This is a genomic window from Stenotrophomonas sp. Steno-Z4 (assembly GCF_056393145.1).
In genome coordinates this window covers 182,265-201,539 of the sequence record NZ_JBWJPC010000003.1, presented here as the reverse complement: position 1 = coordinate 201,539, position 19,275 = coordinate 182,265, and the positions used below count along the sequence as shown (strand labels likewise).

The 19,275-nt window shown below is 64.4% G+C and carries 15 protein-coding genes; 10 read left to right on the top strand and 5 right to left on the bottom strand.

Annotated features, from left to right (window positions below):
* Nucleotides 1-755: 755 nt before the first annotated feature.
* The 4 genes from AC06E7_RS09755 to AC06E7_RS09740 form a co-directional block, all read right to left on the bottom strand.
* Complete coding sequence (locus AC06E7_RS09755; RefSeq protein WP_478064367.1) at nucleotides 756-1,046, bottom strand: immunity 53 family protein; 291 nt, start codon at nucleotides 1,044-1,046, stop codon at nucleotides 756-758.
* A 613-nt stretch (nucleotides 1,047-1,659) separates the two neighbouring features.
* Nucleotides 1,660-2,031 (bottom strand): DUF7668 domain-containing protein, encoded by a 372-nt coding sequence (locus AC06E7_RS09750; protein WP_478064365.1) that lies wholly within the window; start codon nucleotides 2,029-2,031, stop codon nucleotides 1,660-1,662.
* Nucleotides 2,032-2,033: 2 nt separating this feature from the next.
* Nucleotides 2,034-2,966, bottom strand: coding sequence for an RHS repeat-associated core domain-containing protein (locus AC06E7_RS09745; protein ID WP_478064363.1), 933 nt, complete (start codon nucleotides 2,964-2,966; stop codon nucleotides 2,034-2,036).
* Between the two features lie 11 nt (nucleotides 2,967-2,977).
* Complete coding sequence (locus AC06E7_RS09740; protein ID WP_478064361.1) at nucleotides 2,978-8,308, bottom strand: wall-associated protein; 5,331 nt, start codon at nucleotides 8,306-8,308, stop codon at nucleotides 2,978-2,980.
* A 403-nt stretch (nucleotides 8,309-8,711) separates the two neighbouring features.
* On the opposite strand from AC06E7_RS09740, the gene AC06E7_RS09735 reads away from it, so the two are divergent.
* A complete protein-coding gene (locus tag AC06E7_RS09735) occupies nucleotides 8,712-9,506 on the top strand; it encodes an energy transducer TonB (protein ID WP_478064360.1) in 795 nt (264 codons plus the stop codon).
* Between the two features lie 17 nt (nucleotides 9,507-9,523).
* Here the strand turns inward: AC06E7_RS09735 and AC06E7_RS09730 are convergent, their stop codons facing one another.
* Nucleotides 9,524-9,949, bottom strand: a complete 426-nt coding sequence (locus tag AC06E7_RS09730; protein WP_478064358.1) for a hypothetical protein — start codon at nucleotides 9,947-9,949, stop codon at nucleotides 9,524-9,526.
* Nucleotides 9,950-10,070: 121 nt separating this feature from the next.
* On the opposite strand from AC06E7_RS09730, the gene AC06E7_RS09725 reads away from it, so the two are divergent.
* The 9 genes from AC06E7_RS09725 (at nucleotide 10,071) to AC06E7_RS09685 (ending at nucleotide 19,247) form a co-directional block, all read left to right on the top strand.
* Nucleotides 10,071-10,607: a GNAT family N-acetyltransferase gene (locus tag AC06E7_RS09725; protein ID WP_095363751.1), complete on the top strand. Its 537-nt coding sequence runs from the start codon at nucleotides 10,071-10,073 to the stop codon at nucleotides 10,605-10,607.
* Nucleotides 10,604-10,936, top strand: coding sequence for a non-heme iron oxygenase ferredoxin subunit (locus tag AC06E7_RS09720; RefSeq protein WP_068849893.1), 333 nt, complete (start codon nucleotides 10,604-10,606; stop codon nucleotides 10,934-10,936). Before AC06E7_RS09725 ends, AC06E7_RS09720 begins: the two co-directional genes overlap by 4 nt.
* Before the next feature lie 139 nt (nucleotides 10,937-11,075).
* Nucleotides 11,076-11,474: a hypothetical protein gene (locus AC06E7_RS09715; RefSeq protein WP_478064356.1), complete on the top strand. Its 399-nt coding sequence runs from the start codon at nucleotides 11,076-11,078 to the stop codon at nucleotides 11,472-11,474.
* Nucleotides 11,475-11,616: 142 nt separating this feature from the next.
* Entirely contained in the window at nucleotides 11,617-13,947 is a 2,331-nt protein-coding gene (locus AC06E7_RS09710; RefSeq protein ID WP_478064615.1) for a catecholate siderophore receptor Fiu, read from the top strand.
* Between the two features lie 18 nt (nucleotides 13,948-13,965).
* Entirely contained in the window at nucleotides 13,966-14,652 is a 687-nt protein-coding gene (locus AC06E7_RS09705) for a Fe2+-dependent dioxygenase (RefSeq protein WP_095363750.1), read from the top strand.
* 94 nt (nucleotides 14,653-14,746) lie between these two features.
* Nucleotides 14,747-15,175 (top strand): hypothetical protein, encoded by a 429-nt coding sequence (locus AC06E7_RS09700; RefSeq protein ID WP_478064354.1) that lies wholly within the window; start codon nucleotides 14,747-14,749, stop codon nucleotides 15,173-15,175.
* A 148-nt stretch (nucleotides 15,176-15,323) separates the two neighbouring features.
* On the top strand, nucleotides 15,324-17,750 hold the full coding sequence (locus AC06E7_RS09695; protein ID WP_478064352.1) for a TonB-dependent receptor domain-containing protein: 2,427 nt from the start codon (nucleotides 15,324-15,326) through the stop codon (nucleotides 17,748-17,750).
* A gap of 300 nt (nucleotides 17,751-18,050) precedes the next feature.
* The gene (locus tag AC06E7_RS09690; RefSeq protein WP_478064613.1) at nucleotides 18,051-18,692 is read left to right on the top strand and encodes a PepSY-associated TM helix domain-containing protein; all 642 of its coding nucleotides are present in this window, start codon (nucleotides 18,051-18,053) and stop codon (nucleotides 18,690-18,692) included.
* Between the two features lie 36 nt (nucleotides 18,693-18,728).
* Nucleotides 18,729-19,247, top strand: a complete 519-nt coding sequence (locus AC06E7_RS09685) for a DUF2271 domain-containing protein (protein WP_068849877.1) — start codon at nucleotides 18,729-18,731, stop codon at nucleotides 19,245-19,247.
* The last annotated feature ends 28 nt before the right edge of the window (nucleotides 19,248-19,275 follow it).

The window sequence follows — 19,275 nt, the reverse complement described above, 5'->3', positions numbered from 1 at the left end:
GAGCTTCTTACGGCGCCCTCAGTCAGTTACGTCGACCACCCGACAGACTCCGCCTCCAATCTCAGCTTCCACACGCACGCGGAGATTGTTGGTGAAATACACATCCCCATCGCAAACTGCATCCTCGTTACTGTCTCTGTAATGGATTCGCAGAGACGAGTCACCCTTGATCTCCGGCCTCACCGACACTTTTTCACCGGCATCGAGAGACTTGATCTCGACATTTCCACCTCCTGCTTCCAATCGAATCTGATCCAACCGATGAGCTCCAACGTTTTCGACGGTAACCACAGCGCCAGTTAGCCAGCCACACGCGCTGGCACTGAATGCGAGCACCGCTACAATGCATGCTCGGTGGGCGCCGCGCCTCAGCAAACACTCACTCGCCCATATAGACTCCCAACTGATCATTTCTTGCGGCCTCCGCACAGTTCGCAAAGCAAGTACCTGGCAGGGTTGATAAGGCTCAGACGCTTCGTATCCAGACGGCCTTCGACGCCGCGCCCCTTTGAAATCACTCACCTTGAATCTTAGATCCTCCAGCGCTGCTACGACCTGAAACGAAATCCCTAAGGCTTTTCCTTAGGGGCCAAACGCCGGCCGAAACACGTGCCGAATCGCCACAACTTCATATTCACCCACCCAACCCTAGCCTTTCATCGCCGCGTTGACAGGGTGCGCAATCGTCTAAGCCGCATTCTTACGCCCTCTTCCCAAACCAACGCGGCGGAGGGAACCGCGGGCCTTTACGGGCATCATTCCTCGCCGGCGAATTCCAGAAACTGACGAATCATTTCCTGAAGGTTGAACACACCCCCACAGGCAATGTACGTATCACTCGAAACTTCGCACTGTATCCAATCGATATCGGACCGATCAATTCGTGACCTTGGCCAGGATCTTCCACTCAGCTCGGTGTCGACCAGGTCAACCGTCAACATCCACCCCGGATTATCCAGCGTATCTATTTTAACGCCGTAAGAATGCTCCCAATCTTCGTCGCATTGCCGCGCATACCATTTCTGCAACAACAGAAGCTCAGACATCACACTTGTACCTCATCTTGTTCTTGGAAGGTCCTCCGGCAATGCCGGACGGACGCCCTTCTGCCCAGCATCCTTTACGTGGGGTGTCGGCACAATTGACCCGTCAGGATTCGCGTGCGCCTTTCCAGCCACATCAACACGCTTGACCTCTTGAAATCCACTGGGGTTGTTTGAGTTTGGCTCATACGTCGCGGTACTGCTGATGTTCCCGTCTTCTCCGCGCTTGAAGGTGGAGTGCGCCCCAGCTGCATATGGATCTGCAGGTAGCTTGTTTGTATTTCGGCCTAGGCGTGTCCCCTCGACTGCCTTGTCCGTCTCGAGCGCTTCATCGCAGCGCTTAACAAAGTCCGCAAACTCCTCGGCTGAAACCGCCCCCCCCGCGGTAGCGCACGACCGTTGGGCGTGCGCCAACCCAACCCCATCCCGCACCCCATCATCAACCGACGTCCGGTAAAGCCGGCCGTCGGCCGTCCCTCGAGATGGCTGCCGCCCCGACCATCACAAAGAGCATCGTTAGCCCGCACTCCACTCAACTCGGGGCGACGGGCCGCCTATGGTACCTTAAGCACCTTTGACTCCTAATCGGCGCCGAAGAACCGGACGAGCTCATCCATTAAGGAACATAGACGAGAATGACCTCGTACATGAAACCGTTTTGGTCTCCCCGGACATGCACTTGAAGGACAAGATCGCTCCGCCCCTCCTCCTCGGTGTATAGATCCACCAATACCTCCCAAAACTCTCCGACCCAAATGCATACGGATGAATCCCACGACTCTTCCGGCAGCCCAATCAGATGGGCACCATAGTCTTGAAGATTTGACTTGATATGACCCCAAGTATCTGCCGTGCGAAATGAAACGTGAGGCAGCTGAGGCTCATCTCCTTTGACCAACGCGTCAACAATTGAGGAAAGGGTCGCGCGCCATACGCTTGGGACGCGCGACTCTCTCTCTCCATCCTTCACAACCTGCACTTCGTTCATGATCAATCCTTGTAATGCAATCGTGCATGACAATCCAGACATACTTCAGAGTGGTTGTCTGACGTTGTAGCGCCACCATCGGCATGTCGTTTGATATGGTGCCCCGCAGAGTTGCTCTTATCAATCGACGTTCCGCAGTTCGTCCCGCATTGCCCACCTTGTTCTGCACGTTTCGATTCTCGCGCCGATTCGGAGAACCTTCGCTGAGGGTCTCGCTGAGCCACTGGAACCGCCCCCGGTCCGGTCGGTGGCTTGGGAAGCTCGCCAACCATCGCCTGCGGATTAGCATCGGGCGATTTCACCACCTTACCGACGGGGCCTACGACCACCGAGGGCGTCTTGGGTGGCTGCATCCTCATCGCGGGCACACGCAACCCACCATGTGATTGTCCTCCGCGAACGATCCCCGCACCGGCAGCATATCCAAGCTGCTCGCTCCAGTTCGCATGCAGAGGAAAACCATGCTCATACCTTGATGCGTTGAGCGTGCCGTTTTCAAACCCCGTCTGAAATTCGTCCCAACTCTGCCTCCCGTCAGGATCAGTGAAGCGGTAGGGACTCCCATTCGCATACCGGTATCGGTTGAACTGATCCCCACCTCCATTTGCTGCCGACACGGGGTCAACCGACAGGAAAGCACCGATCTCCGGGTCCATGTATCGCTGCTGCATGTAACTCAGGCCAGTAGAAGCATCCAAGACGTGCCCGGCATAGCCAGGACCATCTTTCAGCGGCCGATCAATCACCGCCCCGTATGGCTCGTATATCGTCCGCTTAATCACATTCGCGCTAGCATCCGTCACAGCAACCGGCGACCCAAGCGCATCGGTATGGATGTATTCGACCGTCTCTACCGCAATAGCCGGCTGGCTCACCATCAGTGTTGAAAGTACGGCCAGGACACTGGCCCGGCATGCTTTTTTAAGTTCGTTCATGACTGTCATCCTCAGTCGTCACTCAGCACGCCACGAGTCACCGGATACGCGCCAGACCACCCCGAGCAGCCACCAGCGTTGCACGAGCGAACGCGATAGCTGTTCTTGCAATAGGTGCTGTTGCTCGAGGAAATGTAGGTCTGGGCACCGTTGTAGAACACAGCGGTGCCTTCCCCCGAATCCACCTCATACCGTGCGGCATCGGCAACACTTGTCCAGCCGACATCACATTGAACCCGGATGGGAGCCTTCTTTGTGGAGAGCCAGGTTGCCGTGTGGAATGCCGGCGTAGCGGGTGGCAACACGACCGTTACGGTTGCGATACCTGAGAACGGACTGCAGCCGACGAAGTTGCATGCCTGCACCCTGTAAGCATAACTGCCGTTGCCTCGATTGGCGCCAAACGAGTTGCTCCCGCCGCCCTGGACCGTAATCCAACCACCGCCATTGGCGCTTTCCTGAAGCACGAAGCTCTCTGTGTTGGCCGGCACGCTCCAGCTGATGCTGTACGTAGATACGTTCACCAGCCCTGGGGCACTGATCACAGGTTCCAGGGATGGCGCCGCAATGACCGACACACTTACCGTACCAGACCAACCGCCACAACCGGCGCCGTTGCACGCCGCAACACGGTATGCGTAGGTGCCTACCCCGCGTGCGGAGGTAGCGTATGACGTCGCATTGCCGTCCAGCAGGGTGACCCACCCGGCACCATTGGCGCTTTCCTGCAGCGTGTAGCGGTCTGCCCCACCGATGCCATTCCAGCCAATACCAATGCTGCCCGGCCCCGAGCGGGCAGGCAAGCTCAGCCCCGGCGCGGCGCCGGGCGGGTACACGACCGATACAGATGCAGTTGCGCTGTATCCCGTACATCCGATTGGATTGCAGGCGCGCACTCGATAGCTGTACGTACCTGCCGCCTTGCCGCCTATGCTTACCGAGAGCGGCGCAGCGTTGTGGATCAGGGCCCAGCCCCCGCCGTTGGCACTTTCCTCAAGCTGATAAGCCGTAGTGCCTGCCGACGCGGACCAGCTGACAGAATAGCTCCCGTTGTAAGCGACACCCGGAAGGCTCAACGCAGGTGCTGACGCGGGCGGAAGGTCGACCGCGACACTGGCGATATTGCTCCAGCTACCGCAGACCTCACGGCACCCCTGCACGCGGAACTGATAGGTTCCGGTCTGGAGTCCGCTCGCGGTATAGGCAAGAGCGCTGCCGCTGTAAACCGCGACCCAGTTGCCGGCTGTCGCCTGCTGCAGTATGTATCGGTTCGCACCACCGGAAGCCGTCCACGTGAGGCTCACGCTTCCCTGCGTGATGTAGCCCGGCGCGCTGAGCACCGGAACGCTGGGCGTGGCATCTCCGTTGACCTGTGCGACCAGGCTGCCAGACAGATACATGTAGTCAGTCTGCTTGCCGGTCCGCTCGTTGCGCTGGAAGCGCAGGACGCCGGCATTGTCGTAGAACGAATAGATGGCACCGCTCGATGCGGAGAGCGACTTGACCCGGCGTCCGTGGGCGTCGTACTCGTAGCTTTCCGCCTCTGCCACGCTGCGAAGGCGGTTGCCGTAGTCGAACGCAAATGCCTGACCGTTGCGGACAGACAGGTTGCCCTGCACGTCATAACCCAAGCCGGTCACCGTGCTGCCGTTGGCCGTATCCATCACATTGACCAGCCGGTTGGCGGGATCGAAGTAATGCGTGCGGTCGCGACTACCGACCTTGGCTCTGCGCAGGTTATCCAGCGCATCGTATTCGTACAGCGCGTTGCCAAAGCTCGGGGCAGTTACGTTCCGCAGGCGATCCAGGCCGTCGTAGGTCATGTCCCGGTTGCCGGGCGCGCCGGGCAGTCCGTCCGAGATGGCCACCACGTTGCCGCTTGCGTCGTAGTCGTAGCTGTCATCGTGGACGGCACCAGCAGCGTTTGCGTCGCGGCTTCGCTCAGGGAGTCCGCGTGCATTCTGGACCATGGTGTGGGCAATGCCATTGCCATAGGTGAAGCCCGCCAGCGCGCCGTTGGCGTGGTAGGTGGCTTGCTGCGCGTACGTACCCACCTGGGTGGTGCGCCCCATGGCGTCGGGCGAGTAGGCAACGTCGCGCCAGTCGGGATAGGTGTGCCCTTCCAGGTTGCCGTTCGCGTCGTACCGGTAGAAGAAGCTGAGCGCTCCGAGACTGGAGTGCTCCATGCTCTCCCCTATCAGCAGGCGCCGCCGGTTGTAGTAGTACCGGTTGATCACCGGCAACATCGCGGGATCGTTTCGGGTGTACACCTCCACAGGCAGGCCATCTGGCGTGTAGTACCAGCTCTGGTTGCCGCGGCCGTCGGGAAACTTGAGCTCGAACAGACGGTTCACCGCGTCATAGCTGCGCGTCACCGCCCGGCCGCTGGCCAATGCCTCGGTCCGGCTGCAGTCGGTCGTGCTGGTCAACCCCGTGCCTGAGGCCGACCAGGCCACGTTGCCAGCTGCGTCGTAGTTCTGCACGGTCGCCCCTGTCTCCGGTTCGATCGTCTTGCACAGCTGCTGATAGCCGTCATAGACGTAGCGCCGGGTCAGGGTCTGGCTGCCGTCTGCGTTGCGCCGGGTAATTGCCAAGGGCTTACCCAGTGAATCCCTCTGGATCTCGGTAACCACGCCCTCAGGGTGCTGGATGGTCAGCGGCATCTCATAGGTCGGCTGGTCATAGGTCAGGTGCCGCGTCACGGTGGCAAGGCCGCGAGGATTGGTCGTCCTCACGGACAGGTTGCCGATGTAGTCCGTCGCGCTTACCAGGTCTCCAAGTTCAGAAGACTGCCGCGCGATCGTCGGGCGGCCGAGCGCGTCGTACTGCGTGCTGGTACCGGTAAGCGACTGGGTGATGTTCGAAAGCTGGCGCGTCGGGTACGAGGCGAACACCGCGCGGCCACTGCTGTCGTATCGCGTCACCACGGCGCTGTCCAACGCGTTGTTAACATTCTGCGTAACTAGTACGGGACGGAACATCGCGTCCAGGTAGGTATCCGTTCGCTGCCCTCCCAAGGTCCTGGAATGCTTCCACGCCCCGGCTGGCACGCCGAACTGTGCGGCTGCCAGCCGCTGCAGACTGAAACCTGCCGAGTTCCATGCGACCGTATCGTTCTCTGGGAACTGCTGCGAAAGCAGCCTGCCCATGCTGTCGTAACCGTAGCGGGTAGTGGCACCCGTTTCGTCGGTGAGTGCGGTGATCCAGCCGTTGTCGTCGACTTCAACCAGCCGGGTGGCACCATTGGGCGCCTCCTGGGTGGAGGGGAAGCGCAGCGACTGAGGCACGCCGCGCTTCCAGTTCGACAGGAAACTTACATTGCCACGTCCGTCCGCTGACGTCGCGGCAGTGCCATCGGCCGCATAGCTGACCGTCTGCTTCAGCTGACCAAAGGAGTAAGCGCGGAGTGGCAACCCAGTGGCAGCATCGAACTCGGTACGCGCCTGCTCAACACCGTTCAGCAGTGTGCGGGCAGTCTGGCCGCGCAACCACAGCTGCGGATTGTCGTAGTACTGGGTAGTGGTGCTGCGACTGAATCCAGCCGAGTTGGACTCGACCACGTCCACTTCGCGCACCGATGAATCGAACGCCTGGACCTGACGAGTGAACTTCACGCCATCCTGGCTGATCGCCGTGCTCTGCACCGGTCGGTTCAGGTGTTCACCCAGCTCGGTGGCGCCATACTTCAGGTTGCGTCCCGCCTCGCGTGGAAATGGTGCCGTTGCCAGCAGGGCATCCGGATAATAGTTGTTACGATCCACCCGCACGACCGTGCCGCCAATGGTCGTGGTGGTCGCCAACAGCAAGCCGTCGTTGTACGCGACCTCCTTGCCGAACTCATGGGTTCGGATCACGCCATCGGGCAGCGTTTCGATGGTGATCTTCGGCTCCGACTGACCGGCGGGGAGCAACGGCCAGTCCGCCAGCGTGATGTCGCGGTTATAGCGGCCCGCCAGGTTGGTGTACTGGTAGGTCCATTGCGCGGTCGGCATGCCGGGACCGCTGATGGTCTTGGTCACCAGCGACATGGCATCTCGGAAGATGGGGGTCATGTTCCAACCATCTGCCAGCAACTGTTCGTCGCCGGATGTCTGACAGTCGAACGGTACGTTCTTGCGCCCATGTCGGAAGGGGCGGAATGCAAACGTCCCGACTGCGCCCGAAGGGTGCGTGATGCTGACGGCCACTTCCGTCTGCACGATCTTGTTGACCTTGGCGCACAGCTCAGGGTTGTCCATGTACTCGGCTGGATTCTGCCCGGTGTACTCAGGACGTTTATGGGTGACCACCACGCCCGGCAGGTTGTAGGCCCACGAAGTGCCGTCCGGAAGCGTGACGCTCTGCAGCTTGCCTGCTGCCGAATAGCCATATGTCCAGGTGCGGTTCGCGGTGGCGGCGGTTGCAATGCGGCCTGCGGAATCGAAGGTCAGACTGATGCTGCGTCCGTCACTCGACGAGATCCGTTCCAGTCTCCCGCCGTTCCATTCGTAGCGCACCCAGTTCCCGAAGCGGTCCACCACCTGGGAGGGGTACAGATAGACCTTCTTGCGATCAAGGATGGCATGCGTGACCGTATCAAAGGGCTGCAGCGACGCCGACTTGTTGCTTCGTACGACCATCCAGTCAAAGTAGTACTTCGTACCGTCGGGCGCGTGGCCAAGAAAGCCTTCGCCCGGCTGGCCACTTTTCAGCGCGCTCAAGCATGAAAAGAACCAACCGCCCTTGGTGTTCCACGGAGTGGCTTGGCCCAACTGAGGCACCGGCTGCCGAGCGTCGCCGCTGCCGGCCAGTACTGTTTCACCATTGCCGCCGGGGATGGTCAGGCGGACGCCTTCCCAATAGGTATGCGGGTCAAAATTGATCTTCTGCGTACCCAGGTAGTTCCAGACCTTGAGTGTCGGCGGCGCGCTTACCGTTGAACAGCGTGCACTCGGTGTCCAGTAGCCGCCTTGCGCCGTCTCTGGAAGGTCACCGTAAACGCCGGACAACGAGGGCACATCCAGCAACCAGTCGCCAAACTGGTTCTCGGTCACGTTACCGGAGAAATCCTCCAGGTTCCTGCCAAGGGATACCGACAGCCCATTGTTGCCGGGCACTGAGATGTCAGTGGACGCCAGGCTGACGGAACCGTCATACAGGTTCACCTTCTCACCGAAGATGTCGCCCTTCAGCGGCTCCACCAGATCTCCGTACTTCAGGCGCTTCTCGTACTCCTCTCGCCACGTAGGCACGATCTGCGCCTGTGCGGCCAACGGTACCAGCACGCTCGCCGCAACAATCAAATGCGCCAGTCGGGCCATTGGCCCACGCAGGCAGGAACGGTCGTTCGCAGTCAATTGCATTCCCCAGTCCAAGGTTGTCGGTACGCTTACGCGTAACGCAGGTACAACCGAGTGACGCGAACGCGCAGCTCCGGCCCTCCCCATGGGCAGGGAAAGGAAAAGGTTTCCGGAGTGTCACGCCTTCGAATCCCCGAAGCGTCGACACGTCTTGCAGGCAGCTGTTATGCGGTACCCGCCGATTGCCAGTCAATAGGTCACTCAGAATTAATCGGGACGTTGAAGAAACCCTTAAAGAATCAAGGACGTCTCTCGGAGATGCTGTAAGACTTCCCCTACACATTAGCCCTGCGACAGAGGTACCGACTGACGCAAACGACACCAAGTGCGCAGAAGGCGCGCTCTTACCGTCCATGCGGCGGATCGCGCATGCCATAATGAGAACCCTTCTCATTAATGCCACTGGATGTCGTCGGTCGCCCCCAGTGCCGCGAGCACCCCACCACTGCACGCTTACCTGCAGGGCCCGCACCAGGGTGCCCCGGGCCGTGCGCGGGCACGCGCCTCGTTCACCGAACGCCATGCGCGCACGCTCGCTGGCAGCCTGACCGCGCTGGCCCACGCTGCCGTCATCGCGCTGCTGCTCTGGACCCACGTTGCCAGCGCGCCGGTATTGCCGCCCCCGCCGGCCGACCGCACCCAGCTGGTGCTGCTGCCGCCGCGAGCACCGGAAGTGCCGCTGGAAGACATCGTGGCGCCTACCCCCAGCAAGGCGGCCACGCTCCAACGGCAAAAGCCCGAACCCCCGCGCGACCTGCCCAGGACGCCGCCGCGCGAGACGGCCCACTTGGTTATCCCGCCACCGACCCCGCCGCAGCCCAAGCCGGATTCGCCGGCGCCCCTGCAGCAGCAGGCCTCCGTTGCCGCCTCGCCGCCCAGCCCACCGCTGCCGCCCGGCCCCAGCGAGACCACGCCCGGCCGCGACAGCTGGGAAGGCCGGGTCATGGCGCGGCTGGAACGCTTCCGTCGTTACCCCCACGCCGCGCGGGCGCGCCGCCATGAGGGCGTCGTGCAGGTGCGGGTGAGCCTGGCCCGCGATGGCCAGCTGCTTGCGCTGGCGGTGGAGCAGAGCTCGGGCTACGCGATGTTGGACCAGGCTGCGCTTGATACCTTCCGCCGGGCCGCGCCGTTGCCGGCCGTGCCCGACGACCGGCCGGCACCGGTGGAACTGTCGTTCCCGGTGGAGTTCTTCATCCGCTGAGCGCCCGCGCAGGCGTGCTATTCGGTCAGCGCCGTGCGCATCTCGCGCTCGATCTGTTCGACCAGCAGCAGGTTGGCATGCTCCGGCGCGCGCTCATAGGCGCGCTTGGCCGCGTCCCGGGCTTCGGCCAGCAGACGGAAGCGCACCTCGGCACTGTCCGCCACCCGCGCGGAAGCGAAACGCGACGCCGCCTGGTAGTAGAGCTCCTGGACATCGCCCAGGTCGCGCGCGCGCTGCCGCCAGCGCGCGGCCGGCACGTCATTGCCGGGGGTGGCTTCGTAGTGCGCGATGAGCCGCTTGATCGCCACCAGGTTGTCATCCTTGGCGGCGGCGGTCACCACGGCCAACTGGCGGGGCGACAGGTAACGGTCGTCCGTCGGGGGCCCTTCGCCGCAGCCGGGCAGCGCCAACAGAAACACGCAGGACAGGAGAGTGGACTTCATAGCCGCACGATCCTGCCAGTGCCCGATCCGCACGGCCAACGCACCGTTCCTATCAAAAAGCGGCATTACATAGGCAACGTCACTGCTACCCGCCACCGGCGCCCCGCTCTAGAATGACGGCATGAGCACCCTGACCTTCCGTGCGGCCACGCTGGCCGACATTCCCGCCCTGATCACCCTGGTCACCTCGGCCTACCGCGGCGACGCCAGCCGCGCCGGCTGGACCACCGAAGCGGACATGCTGGACGGCGCGCGCATTGACGCAACCGGCCTGCAAGCCGATATCGAGCGCCCGCGCAGCACCGTCCTGCTGGCCGAACGCGACGGCCAACTGCTGGCCTGCGCGCATGTGGCCGACGACCACGGCAAGGGCTACTTCGGCATGTTTTCGGTGGACCCGGCCCAGCAGGGCGGCGGCATCGGCAAGCAGGTGATGGACGCGGCCGAAGCCCACGCCGCGCGCGAATGGGGCGTGCCGGTGATGCAGATGACGGTGATCGACATCCGCGATGAGCTGATCGCCTTCTACGAGCGCCGTGGCTACCAGCGCACCGGCATCAAGAAGCCGTTCCCGTACGGGGACGAGCGCTTCGGCATTCCCAAGCGCGACGACCTGCGCTTCGAGATCCTGGAAAAGCCGCTGGCGGCCCACGCATGAGCGAGACCTGGACCTTCGTCTGCGCCACGGCCGAACTGCTGCCGGGCGAGATGAAGAGCACCTTCGACGAGGTTACCGGGACGCCGATCGTGGTGTTCAACCTGGACGGGGAGCTGTTCGCCCTGGAAGACCAGTGCACCCACGAGGAATTCGAACTGTCCTCGGGCACGTTCGATACCGAGGAAGGCAGCATCGAATGCGTGCTCCACAGCGCACGTTTTGACGTGCGCGATGGCCGTGCCCTGTGCGCCCCGGCCTATACGGCGGTGCCGAAGTTCCCGGTGAAGCGCGAGTTCGACGGCGTCTGGACCCGCGACGACCGCGACTGAGTCTCACCGAGCCGATAGAAAACTTGAATCGGCCCCTGGCCGGTTCTGTGACTCCCGCCGCACGGCGGCGGATGCGAATCATTATCGTTTCTGTTAATTTATCGGTATTCGCCTTCCCGGCCTGACCGACTACCGCCTCATGGCTGCCGCCAGTGATGCCACCGCCAACCGCTGCTGGACCCCATTGCTGGTGACCGCAGCGGTGCTGCTCTGCCTGCTGGCCGTGGTGGGTGGCCTGGGCAGTTCGCCGGGTTCGATGGATCGTGCGGGAACGGTGGCCGCGATGGCCGCTGCCGAATCGCTGCAGGTGTCCGGCATACCTGCACCAGACCGCGCCCCGGTCGCCGTCCACGCCTGCGCCGCAGCGGAAAAGGAAGCCGAGAACGGCCGACCCGACCCTGCCGAACGTGCCACGTCGCTTCCGTCGTGCATGGCAGGCACGCGCACCGCAGCGTCACCCGCCGCGTGGGCCATGCCGGCCATCCGATCGCGCCCACTGCGTTCGCATCTGTCGCAGGCGCCGCCCGCGCGCGCCTGACCGCTGCTGCCCAGGCACCTCGCCACGCAGGGCGCCCAACGCCCCCTGCACATCGCATCTCTTTCGCTCGACCGTCCATGCCCCTGCGTGCGCGCCCCACCCGTGCGCGCTCGATGGCATTCCTCTTCTCGTTTCCAGGTCCATCACCACCATGATCAAGAGCCGCAAGCATTCCTCCCCCGCCCGCAGTGCCGCCAGCCTGGCCACCGCCAGCCTCGTCACCGGCCTCAGCCTGGCCATCCTGCCGGTGGCCGCCCAGGCCGAGTCGGCCAGTGACTCCCCGCGCACGCTGGACCAGGTGCAGGTGCAGGCCGCCCGCGGCTTCAAGGTCGACAAGGTCGCCTCGCCCAAGTTCACCCAGTCCCTGCAGGACACGCCGCAGACCATCCAGATCATCAGCCGCGACCTGTTCACCCAGCAGGGCGCGACCACGCTGACCGATGCGCTGCGCAACAGCCCGGGCGTGGGTACGTTCTATGTCGGCGAGAACGGCAACACCAACACCGGCGACAGCATCTTCATGCGCGGGTTCGATACCTCCAGCAACATCTTCGTGGACGGCGTGCGCGATGTCGGCTCGATCTCGCGCGATGTGTTCAACACCGAGCAGGTGGAGGTGTCCAAGGGCCCGGCCGGCACCGACAACGGCCGCTCCGCGCCCACCGGTTCGATCAACATGGTGAGCAAGCAGGCCAACCTGCATGACGCGGTGAGCGGCACCGTGTCGGTCGGCAGCGACAGCCAGCAGCGCGCGTCGGCCGACTGGAACCAGTCCCTCGGCGCCACCAGCGCGCTGCGCCTGAATGCCATGTGGCAGGACAGCGACCAGCCCGGCCGCGACCACGTGAACAACTCGCGCTGGGGCATCGCGCCGTCGCTGGCGTTCGGGCTGGGCACCAACACCCGCTACATCCTCAACCTGCTCTATGTGGACCAGCAGAACGTGCCCGATGGCGGCGTGCCGACGCTGGGCCTGCCCGGCTGGACCCCGCAGCCCACGCTGGAACCGCTGGCTGGCCATCCGGTGAACCCGGAGAACTTCTACGGCACCCGCGCCGACCATGACGACGTCACCGCGAAGATGGCCACCTTCCGCATCGAACATGACTTCAGCGACAGCGTGCGCCTGACCAACACGGCCCGCTGGGGCCGTACCGACCAGGACTACATGCTCACCGCCTTCATGGGCACCGGCACGCGCGGCGCCAACGGTGCGCCGACCGGCAACATCCGCTACACCGACCGCAACAACCTGGACACCTACACCATCGCGCGCAGCCTGCCGACCTTCAAGGACCAGCAGAACACCATCCTCACCGACCAGCTCAACCTGCGCGCGGACGTCAGCACCGGCGCCATCGTGCACAACCTGAGCACCGGCGTGGAGTTCACCCGCGAAGAACTCAAGAGCTTCGGCCAGGCCGCCACCAACGGCACCACCTGGTCGCCGGCCAACCTGTACAACCCGGACTGGAACGCCACCGGCCTGACCTGGGCACACAACGGTGCCGACAGCCGTGGCAAGACCACCACCTCGTCGGTGTACCTGTTCGATACGCTGAACTTCACCGACAGCTTCCTGGTCACCGCCGGCCTGCGTGCGGACCATTACAAGACCGAGTATCAGAGCGCGGTGGTGTGCGGCGGGCGCGGCCCGGCGTGCGGCAGCAACCCGGTGGGCACGGTGATTCCCAATCCGTCGCTGGAGCATTCCGACACCCTGCTCAACTGGAAACTGGGCGCCGTGTACAAGGTCGGCGACATCGTCAGCCTGTACGGCAACTACGCGCTGTCCCAGCAGCCCCCGGGCGGCAGCAACTTCCAGCTGAGCAGCTCGGCCAGCAGCGCCGACAACCCCAGCCTGGACCCGCAGAAGGCCAAGACGCTTGAAGTGGGCACCAAGTGGGCCTTCCTCGACGATGCACTGGCCTTCAACGTCGCGCTGTTCAAGACCGAAGTCAGCAACGAGATCAACACCCAGGTGCTCGACGATGCCGGCAACCCGACCCAGACCGGCAAGAAGTCGGTGCAGGGCATCGAGGTGTCCACGGTGGGCCGCATCACCGACAACTGGTCGGTGTCGGCCGGCTACAGCCACCTGGACACCGAAGTCGAGGAAGGCGCCAACGTGGCCGCCGACGGCACCCGCAACCTGACCTACACCCCGGGCGCGACCTTCACCAGCTGGACCAGCTACACCTTCCCGTTCGGCCTGACCGTGGGCGGTGGCGTGCGTTACGCCGGCCGCATGCACCGCGGTACCGATGGCGCGGTGGGCACGCCGGCGTTCACCAAGTCGTACACGGTGTACGACGCAGTGGCCTCGTATGAAATCAACGAGCACCTGGTGCTGCGATTGAACGCCTACAACCTGTTCGACAAGGACTATGTGGCCGCGATCAACAAGAGCGGCTACCGTTACACCCCGGGCGCCCCGCGCAGCGTGCTGTTCAGCGCGGACTTCCGCTTCTGATCCACCAAGGACCCTGCCATGCTCCTGCACGTTCCCGATGTCCTCACCGCCGACGAACTGGCCCACCTGCAGCGCGCGCTTGCCGCGGCAGACTGGGCCGACGGCCGCGAGACCGTGGGCGTGCAGGGCGCGCAGGTCAAGCGCAACCAGCAGTTGCCTGACGCCTCACCGCTGAAGGCCGAGCTGGGCAGGATCGTGCTGGCGGCGCTGGAACGGCACCCGCTGTTCTTCGCCGCCGCACTGCCGCTGCGCATCCTTCCGCCGCGTTTCAACCGTTACCAGGGCGGTGGCGAGTATGGCTTCCATGTGGATGGCGCGGTGATGATCACCGACAGCCAGGGCGTGCGCAGCCACCTGCGCTCGGACGTGTCATGCACGTTGTTCCTCAATGCGCCGGAGGACTACGAAGGGGGCGAACTGGTCATCAGTGATACCTACGGCGAGCATGAGGTGAAACTGCCGGCCGGCGACCTGGTGCTGTACCCGTCCAGCAGCCTGCACAAGGTCAACCCGGTCACGCAGGGCGCACGGCTGGCGTCGTTCTTCTGGGTACAGAGCATGGTCCGCGACGATGGCGCACGGCGGATGCTGCTGGAGATGGATGGCGCGATCGAGACGCTGCGCGTGACCGGCGGCGATCCGGGGGCGGTGCTGCAGTTGACCGGCGTGTATCACAACCTGTTGCGTCGCTGGAGTGAGACCTGACGCTGTAAATCATTCCCATTTGCGTTTGTTACAACCGCTCTCTACAATCCCCGCGGCGCCAGACCTGCTGGCGTGCTCCGACAGGGATATCACCTTGCGCCACCCCCACCGCCACCGCCGCTTTGCCCCCGCCATGCGCGGGCAGCGCCCGGCGTTGGCGATGGTGTTGGCGTGGCTGGCCCTGCTCTCGATGTTGCTGGGCACGCTGCCGCTGCTGGAACAGCGCCTGCCCGGCACCGCCGCGCTGGTGCTGCAGCAGCCCGCCGAAGAACGTCCCGGCGGCGAGAATCGCCTGCAGGAAGAAGCACCGGCCAAGCCACGCCGGATGGCCAGTGCGCGCCCGGCGGCCACACCGCCGCGCCTGCCACCGCCGCCGCTGACCGAGTCGCTGGATGTACTGATGGCCACCCTGGCCGAGCTGCCGCCGCAGGTCGTCCCCACCATCGATTCCGCCCCGGCAACACCGCTGCCGGCGGCCCCCGGGTTGCGCGTCCAGCGCGGCCAGGCGCCCCCGCAGGGCTGATCCCGCCCGCGTCCGCGTCGCTGCGCCTGCACGACCGCCGCCGAGCGCCGCTGCTGCCTGCACTGCAGGCCCCCTGACGATTTTTCGATTGCGCTGCGGCCGCCGGCCACGGCGTTCCCGCGTTCGCATCCTTTTCGAGGTACTTCCCATGGCCCAGCGCCATCTTCGTCGCACGTCCCTGTCCCGCTGCTCGTTGAGCGTTGCCCTGCTGGGCGCGCTCAGCGGCCACGCCTTCGCCGCCGGCGATGTCGCGGGCGCCCCCAAGACCCTGGACCAGGTGGTGGTCACCGCCTCGGGCTTCGAACAGAAGATCACCGACGCCCCGGCCAGCATCAGCGTGGTCAGCCGCGAGGAGCTGGCCAAGCGCCCGTACACCAGCCTGGTCGATGCGCTGCGCGACGTGGAAGGCATCGACGTGGGCATGGAAACCACCGACAAGAACGGCCGCGCCACCATCTCCATGCGCGGCATGCCGTCCGAGTACACGCTGGTGCTGATCGACGGCCGCCGCCAGAGCAATGTGGGCCAGCTGTACCCGAACAACTTCGGCGGCGGCCAGTTCGCCTACCTGCCGCCGCTGGATGCGATCGAGCGCATCGAAGTGGTGCGCGGCCCGATGTCCACGCTGTACGGCTCCGATGCCATGGGCGGCGTCATCAACATCATCACCCGGCGCAACCAGGACAGCTGGCACGGCTCGGTCACCCAGGGCTTCACCGTGCAGCAGGACGACCAGTTCGGCGATGCACGCACCACCGACGTGTACCTCACCGGCCCGCTGGTGAAGGACCGCGTGGCGCTGGCCGTGCGGGGCAGCTACTACGACGCCAAGGCATCGAACCCGGAGTGGGACGACCTGCCACTGCCCGACGGCACCCTGTGGGAGCGCAGCATCGGCTTCGGTGGCGGCGGCAAGGCGGTGGCCAACACCAACTGGAACACCGGCGTGCGCCTTGGCTTCACGATCAATGACGACCATGACCTCTCGCTGGATTACGACGTGTCGCGGCAGAAGTACGACAACAGCGAAGGCCAGACCGGCACGCTGGACAGCGCTGCCAGCCTGTGGCGCGTGGGCAATGCCACCATTCCGAACCCGAACGGCACCGGCACCATCACCCGCCGCGTGGTGCAGCCGCGCGTGGGCTATACCGCCTACCAGCGCTATGAGCGCGACCAGCTGGCACTGACCCACCAGGGCCGTTATGCATTCGGTACCTGGCAGACCACGCTGACCCACACCAGGAGCAACAACCTGGGGCGTTCGCTGCCGCTGACCCTGGACGAACGGGCCGACCTGCAGACGCTGTGGAACGACGTGTGCCGCCGCACCGGCGCGGCCAACAACTGCGCCGCCGGCGCCCGTAACGGTCTCGCCGCGCTGAACCCCGCCGAGATGGCACGCCTGGAAGCATTCCTGCCACGCCCGCTGCGCACCATGGAGCTGGAAGGCTACGTGCTGGACACCATGCTGGACATGAGTTTCGACGCGCACAAGCTGACCTTGGGCGGCCAGTACACCGACACCGACATGATCGACGGCGTGTTCGGCATGGACGGCGCCGGCTACCGCGACAACGTCAAGCAGAAGCACCGCATGTGGTCGGTGTTCGCCGAGGACAACTGGGCACTCACCGACGCGCTCACCGCCACCTTGGGCGTGCGTTATGACGACCACAACATCTTCGGCAGCCACGTCAGCCCGCGTGCCTACCTGGTGTGGAACGCCAGCGATGCCTGGACCTTCAAGGGCGGGGTCAGCACCGGCTACAAGACCCCGCGCCCGGACCAGCTGTTCCCCGGCGTCACCGGCTTCGGCGGCCAGGGCGTGCTGCCGCTGGTGGGTTCGCCGAACCTGCAGCCCGAGACCAGCACCAACTATGAAATCGCCTCGTACTACGAGGGCGAGCGCTGGGGCTTCAACGTCACCGGTTTCCTCAACAAGTTCGACGACAAGATCGCCAGCGGCGGCACCTTCCCGAACTGCGAAGTGGCACCGGTTGGCGGCGGCTACTGCGTGGACGTGGGCCCGGGCTGGGCGGCGCTGGGCTACAGCACCTTCAGCCAGAGCGTGAACATCGATACTGCCGAGACGCGTGGTATCGAGGCGGCAGCGCATGTGGACCTGCTGCAGAACCTGCAGCTGCGAGGCAACTACACGTATACGAAGTCCGAGCAGACCAGCGGCGCCGCGAACGGCCAACCGATCGCCGGCAATCCCGCCAAGCACATGGCCAATGCCAGCCTGAACTGGCAGGTCAGTGAGGCGGTGAGCCTGTCGTTGATCGGCGAAGGACGCTATGACCGGTACCGCGACACGCTGGTGAGCAACGTGGCCGGTGTGAGTTCGTCGCAGGTGCGGTATTACGACGATTACACCATCTTCCACCTGGGTGGCAGCTGGAACATCAACGAGTGGCTGACGGTGAATGCGCGGGTCAACAACCTGTTCGACAAGGACTTCGTCTCGCAGTCGTGCGTGTTGATCAGCGACAGTGAGTACAACTGCGTGGATGATTACGCGACGAAGGACCAGCGTCGGAGTTACTGGATTTCGTTGAACGCGGCGTTCTGAAGTCCCGGCGCTGCGCGCCGCCGCCCGACCAACGGTCGGGCGCTACCGGCGCCCACGCACACCGGGCGCCCCACGCACACCGGGCGCCCCACGCACACCGCGCACTCCACGCACACCGGGCGCCCCAGGCACACCGGCCACCCCACGCACACCGGGCGCCCAGGCACACCGGGCACCCCACGCACACCGGTAGGTGCCGACCGTTGGTCGGCACACGCCGCAGACCGGCGTCGCGCGACCAATAATTGCGAACCATTCTCATCAATGGTGTAATTGGCTATTCGTCTTCCTGCCGTGACCGTGGCCACCAGCGCTCCCCCTTCCGCCGTGCAGCAGCAACAGAGCCGTGGCTTCTGGCTGCGCACCCTGCACCAGTGGCACTGGATCAGCTCGGCGGTGTGCCTGATCGGCATGCTGCTGTTCGCCACCACGGGAATCACGCTGAACCATGCGGCGAAGATCGAGGCCACCCCGCAGGTGGTGAACCGCCAGCTGGAACTGCCGTCCGAGCTGCTGGGCCAGCTCGGCGACCGCACCGACGGCAACGCCCCGGTGCCGCGCCCGGCCGTGCGCTGGCTGGACCGCGAACTGGGCATTTCCATCGGCCGTCGCCCGGCCGAATGGTCCGCCGAGGAGATCTATCTCTCCATGCCCAGCCCCGGCGGCGACGCCTGGTTGAGCATCGACCGCGAAAGCGGCGCGGTGGAATACGAAGCCACCTCGCGCGGCTGGGTGTCCTACTTCAACGACCTGCACAAGGGCCGCAATGCTGGCCCGGCCTGGGGCTGGTTCCTGGATGTGTTCGCCGTGGCCTGCCTGGTGTTCTGCATCACCGGCCTGTTCCTGCTGCACCTGCATGCGCGCCAGCGCCGCATGACCTGGCCGCTGGTGGGCCTGGGCCTGATGGTGCCGCTGCTGATCGCCCTGATCCTGATCCACTGACTTTCCTTCGCCCTTTCCCTTCCCGGAGCCGCACCCATGCGCGTCACCCTCACCATCGCCCTGAGCGGCCTGCTGGCCACCTCGCCGGCCTATGCCACCACCCTGGACATCAACGTCGAGGTGCCCAAGCTCAACGTGGCAGAGTATCACCGCCCGTATGTGGCGGTGTGGCTGGAAGGGGCCGACCAGAAGGTCGCCGCCAACCTGGCGGTCTGGTACCAGCAGACCGGCAACAGCGAAGGCCATGGCACCAAGTGGCTGCCCGACCTGCGCCAGTGGTGGCGCAAGAGCGGCCGCGAGCTGAAGGTGCCGGTGGACGGCGTGACCGGGCCGACCAAGCCGGCCGGCACCCACGCGCTGTCGTTCACCGACAGGCAGCCGGCGCTGAAGGCGCTGGCACCGGGCAACTACACGCTGGTGGTGGAAGCGGTGCGCGAAGTCGGCGGTCGCGAGCTGGTCAAGATTCCCTTCACCTGGCCGGCCACCGCGCCGCAGACCGGCAAGGCCCAGGGCAGCACCGAGCTGGGCCTGGTCACGCTGTCGTCCAAGCCCTGATGTTCCACTGCCCTCCCCGTCGAGGGCA